Origin of the sequence: Actinokineospora sp. (assembly GCF_050699995.1) — a bacterium.
Taxonomy (GTDB): domain Bacteria; phylum Actinomycetota; class Actinomycetes; order Mycobacteriales; family Pseudonocardiaceae; genus Actinokineospora.
On the sequence record NZ_JBOHGC010000377.1, the window covers coordinates 1 to 4751 of the forward strand.

General features: G+C 70.6%; 5 protein-coding genes and 1 pseudogene. 3 read left to right on the forward strand and 3 right to left on the reverse strand.

The window, feature by feature from the left end; all coding sequences use genetic code 11:
• Together ACRDSQ_RS18575 and ACRDSQ_RS18580 are read left to right on the forward strand one after the other, a co-directional pair.
• Positions 1-1542 (forward strand): VWA domain-containing protein (locus ACRDSQ_RS18575; protein ID WP_431422806.1); only part of this gene is annotated, 1542 nt, incomplete at its 5' end.
• A gap of 24 nt (positions 1543-1566) precedes the next feature.
• Complete coding sequence (locus tag ACRDSQ_RS18580; RefSeq protein WP_431422808.1) at positions 1567-2079, forward strand: SecDF P1 head subdomain-containing protein; 513 nt, start codon at positions 1567-1569, stop codon at positions 2077-2079.
• On the opposite strand, the gene ACRDSQ_RS18585 is transcribed toward ACRDSQ_RS18580, so the two are convergent.
• A complete protein-coding gene (locus ACRDSQ_RS18585; protein ID WP_431422810.1) occupies positions 2080-2907 on the reverse strand; it encodes an aldo/keto reductase in 828 nt (275 codons plus the stop codon).
• A gap of 85 nt (positions 2908-2992) precedes the next feature.
• Between ACRDSQ_RS18585 and rnhA the strand changes: the two genes are divergently transcribed.
• The gene (gene rnhA, locus ACRDSQ_RS18590; protein WP_431422811.1) at positions 2993-3472 is read left to right on the forward strand and encodes a ribonuclease HI; all 480 of its coding nucleotides are present in this window, start codon (positions 2993-2995) and stop codon (positions 3470-3472) included.
• A 24-nt stretch (positions 3473-3496) separates the two neighbouring features.
• On the opposite strand, the gene ACRDSQ_RS18595 is transcribed toward rnhA, so the two are convergent.
• Together ACRDSQ_RS18595 and ACRDSQ_RS18600 are read right to left on the reverse strand one after the other, a co-directional pair.
• Positions 3497-4642: an RNA polymerase sigma factor gene (locus tag ACRDSQ_RS18595; protein ID WP_431422812.1), complete on the reverse strand. Its 1146-nt coding sequence runs from the start codon at positions 4640-4642 to the stop codon at positions 3497-3499.
• Positions 4639-4751 (reverse strand): annotated as a pseudogene (locus tag ACRDSQ_RS18600) (YciI family protein); the annotation flags it as partial. The gene ACRDSQ_RS18595 and the pseudogene ACRDSQ_RS18600, both read right to left, overlap by 4 nt.

The window sequence follows — 4751 nt, forward strand, 5'->3', positions numbered from 1 at the left end:
GGCCGGTGGAACGCCGCCGGCGCGGTGGTCGACGACTTCTGCGTCAAGGTCACGGTCGCGGCGACGGAGTCCGGTCCGATGCTCGCAGGCCTCACCGGCGAGTGGAACGTCCGCGAACTCGGCGACCGGCCGCACGCCTGGCTGCCGGAGTCGTCGTTCTGGACCGACCGGCTCAGCGCCGTCGACGACGCCCTACTCGGCTCGGCGCCGGACACGGTCGCGAGCAGCCCGATCGTGCTGGCGACACCGGAACCGGCGGCCAAAGCGCTCACCGACACGGTGACGTTCACCTGGGCCGACGTCGCCACCGTCATCCCCGACCCGAGTGGCTGGTCGCGGTTCGGCCAGTCCGGCTGGGGCAGGCTGATCGTCGCGCTGCCACAGCCCGCGGCGAACCCCGCCACCGGGCTGGCGGTGCAGGCGGTGCTGTCCGGTGTCGGCAAGCAAAGCCCGCTGACGCACGAGGTCCTCGAACGCCCGGAAGTCGCCGACGCGATCAGCAAACTCACGGCGGGCCAACCGACCGGCATTCCGGAGACGACCCGCGAGGCCCTGATCAGCCTGGGCGAGGCGGAGACGATGACGACCGCGCCGTTCAGCGCGGTGCCGGTCCTGGAGGTCGACCTGCACCGGCGCAACCTCGCCATCGACGGCAGGCCCGCCGCCAAGCGCCCCCTGTTCGAGGTCATGCCCGACGGCCCGATCCCGACCGCCGACTTCCCGTTCGTCCGCCTCGCGGGCATCGACGCCGCCTTGGCGAACGCCGCCGACCGGTTCCGCCAGTTCCTGCTCGAGCCGGACCAACAGCGCTCACTGGGCCGTGCGGGCCTGCGCACGGCGTCGAACGAGCGCCCGCCGAGCACGCTGGGCATCAGGTGGCCGGACCTGCCGCCCGCCACCGCCCCGGCGAACCCGCAGACCACTCAGCAACTCGCCGCCACGTGGGCGGCGGCCGCGGAGGGCGGCCGCATCGTGACCATGCTGGTCGACGTGTCGAAGTCGATGGGCGCCGACAACGGCGACGGGCGCACCCGGATGCAGTGGGTGCAGGAGGCGTTGCACGGGTACGCGAACTACACGGTGTCGGGTTCGTTGGGGCTTTGGCAGTTCTCCCAAGGGCTTGACCGCGCGAAGCCTTACCAGCAACTGGTGGCGACCGGCCCGATCGGCGACACCCGGGCTCCCCTGCATCAGGCCGTCGACACCTTGGATCCGACTGGTGCGACCCATCTATACGAAAGCATCGCGGCGGCTTATCGGGCGGCGATCAACGGCTATGTCACGGGGAAGCGCAACGAGATCGTCGTGATCACCGACGGCGGCAGTGACGGTGCGATGACGTTGGCTGAGCTGACCGCGGCGATCAAGGCTGTCGGCAGCACCAAGAAGCCGGTCGTGGTCAGCGTGATCGCGTTGGGCCCGGATCAGAACCGGGCCGCGCTGCGGGACATCGCCAGACTCACCGGTGGGACGGTGTCGACGCTGTCCAGCGCCCGCGGCCTTCAGGCGGCGTTGGGGCAGCTCGCCGCGCGACGGGATTGACGCGGATCACCGTAGAATCCGATCATGCCGAAGCTGATCGTCGTCGCCGGGCTGCTGCTGGCCCTTACCGCGTGCGGCAAGGAATCCACGCCGACACCGCCGCCCTCGTCCCAGACCACGCAAGCGGGCAGCGGTCCGGTCGACGTCAACGTTCCGGTCGAGATGCGGCCGGTGCTTTCGGTCGACCCGCCCGCCCAGACCCCCGCCCCGGCGGCGCCCGACGTGCTGACCGGCAAGGACGGCTCGACCTACCGCGTCGGTCCCTCCATCGGCGACTTCGGCCGGTTCAAGGACGTCGGGGTCGAGCAGGTGGACGGGCGTTGGGTGCTCAACATCGAGTTGCCCGACGACACCGCCGCGATCTTCGCGAAGTGGACGACTGAGAACGTGGGCAAGCAGCTCGCCATCGTCGTGGACGGTGAGTTGGTGTCCGCTCCCGAGATCGCGTCGGCGATCACCGGTGGCGCGCTCCAGATCGCGGGCTCGTTCACCCAGAAGGAGATCCGGGAACTGGAGCGCGCCATCACCGGGAAGTGATCACGCCCCGAACTGCTCCGGGTCGGGTCCGGTGCGCACGCCGTTGTCGAGGCCGTCGAGCGCCTTGTGGTCCTCGGCGGTCAGCTCGAAGTCGAACACGGCGAAGTTGGCCCGGATGCGCTCCGGGGTGACCGACTTCGGGATGACGACGATGCCCAGGTCCAGGTGCCACCGCAGCACCACCTGGGCGGCGGAGCGGCCCAGCCGGTCGGCGATCGCGACCACGGTCGGGTCGTCGAGCACCACGCCTTGACCGAGCGGGCTCCACGCCTCGGTGGCGATGCCGTGCTTGGCGTGGAAGGCGCGCAGGTCGGCCTGGGGCAGGTTCGGGTGCAGCTCGATCTGGTTGACCGCGGGCACCGTGCCGGTCTCGGCGAAGAGGCGTTCCAGGTGCGGGACATGGAAGTTGGACACGCCGATCGAACGGACGCGGCCGTCTTCCTTGAGCTTCTCCAGCGCCCGCCAGGTGTCGACGTATTTGTCGGCGCCGGGTGCGGGCCAGTGGATCAGGAACAGGTCGAGGTAGTCGAGGCCGAGCTTCGCCAGGCTCTCGTCGAACGCCCGCAGTGCCTCGTCGTAGCCCTGCCGGTCGTTCCAGACCTTGGTCGTGACGTAGAGCTCCTCGCGCGGCAAGCCGGATTCGGCGAGGGCTTGGCCGGTGCCCACCTCGTTGCGGTAGTACGCGGCGGTGTCGAAGCTGCGGTACCCGGCATCGAGTGCGTCGGCCACGACCGCGCGGACCTCGTCGTCGGGCACCTGGAACACCCCGAAGCCGAGCTGCGGGATGGTGGTGCCGTCGTTCAGCGAGATGTCAGGGTTGGTCGACATGCGGCGGTTTCCTCCTGTGTGGATGTTCTCCACCAGATGCCAACTCCCGGCGGGCCGACATATTCCCGCCGCTAGGATCGCGCCAATGACCGTGGTCGAGATCTACACCGATGGCGCCTGCATCCCCAATCCCGGCCCAGGCGGCTGGGGCGCGGTCCTGCGCTACGGCGGCCACGAACGCGAACTGCGCGGCGGCGACGCGGGTGAGACGACCAACAACCGGATGGAACTGATGGCGCCCATCCAGGCTTTGGAGACGCTGAGCAGGGCGGCCAAGGTGGACCTGTTCACCGACAGCACCTACGTCCGCAACGGCATCACCAAGTGGGTCACCACCTGGAAGTCCAACGGCTGGATGACGAGCGCCAAGAAGCCCGTTGCCAACGAAGACCTCTGGCGCCGCCTGGACGTGGCCGCCGCCCGCCACGACATCGAGTGGCACTGGGTCAAGGGCCACAGCGGCCACCCCGACAACGAACGCGCCGACCGCTTGGCGTTGGCGGGCCTGCACGACGCCTTGCTGGCGGCGGGACTGGAACTACCCGTCAGCCGCAAGCGAGTCTGAGTACCCACGGGGCAGAAACCACGTTCACTCGCGCAGCCGCGCGTTGAGCCGTGCGGCCTGTCGAGTGAGGTGGTCGCGTTCGGGCAGGCTGGACGCCGACCGGGCGGCTTCGGCGTAGAGCCGGGCCGCGGTGGCCGGGTCTCCGTCACGCTCGCGCAGGTACGCCGCTACGGCGGTGTGGCGGGGCAGGGCGGGGTCGAGCTCCGCCAGGGCGGCCAGGCCTGCCCGCGGCCCGTCGGCCTCGCCGACCGCGACCGCCCGGTTGAGCCGGGCCACCGGGCTGTCGGTCAGGCGCACCAGTTCGTCGTACCACTCGACGATCTGCGCCCAGTCGGTCTCCTCAGTGGTGTGGGCGTCGGCGTGGAGCGCGGCGATGGCGGCCTGGGCCTGGAACTCACCCAGGCGGTCACGGGCGAGGGCGCTCTGGAGAACGTCGACGCCCTCGGTGATCAGGCGGGTGTCCCAGAGGCCGCGGTCCTGCTCGGCGAGCGGCACCAGCCTGCCATCGGGGCCGGTCCGGGCCGGGCGCCGGGCGTGGTGCAGCAGCATGAGCGCGAGCAGGCCCGCGACCTCCTCATCGTGGGTCATCGCCGCCAGCAGACGGGTGAGCCGGATCGCCTCGGCGGCCAGGTCGACATCGCCGGAGTAGCCCTCGTTGAAGACCAGGTAGAGCACGCGCAGCACGGTGGCGACGTCGCCGGGCTGGTTGAACCGCACGTCGGAGACGGTCCGCTTGGCCCGGCTGATCCGCTGGGCCATGGTCGCCTCCGGCACCAGGTAGGCCTGCGCGATCTGCCGCGTCGTGAGGCCGCCGACCGCGCGCAGGGTGAGCGCGACGGCCGAAGCCGGGGTCAGCGACGGGTGCGCGCACAGGAAGTACAGCTGCAGCGTGTCGTCCACCGCCTCGACCGCACCGGGCGCGGGTTTGTCCTCGACGCGCACCTCGCGGTTCCGCCGGGAGGTGTCGGCGCGGATGGCGTCGAGGAACTTGCGCCACGCGGCGGTGACCAGCCACCCCTTGGGGTCGCGCGGCGGGTCGTCCGGCCACACCCGCAAGGCCTCGACCAGCGCGTCCTGCACGGCATCCTCGGCCGCCGCGAAATCGGCTCCACGGCGGACGAGGATCCCGAGCACCTTCGGTGTGAGGCTCCGGAGTAGGATCTCGTTCATTCCGTGATGGTGGGCGCCGTCGTCAGGAACGGGCGTACCTCGAGCCATTCGTGGATCGGCTTTCCGCCTGCTCCCGGGGCGGCCGAGAGCTCACCGGCCAGTTCGAGGG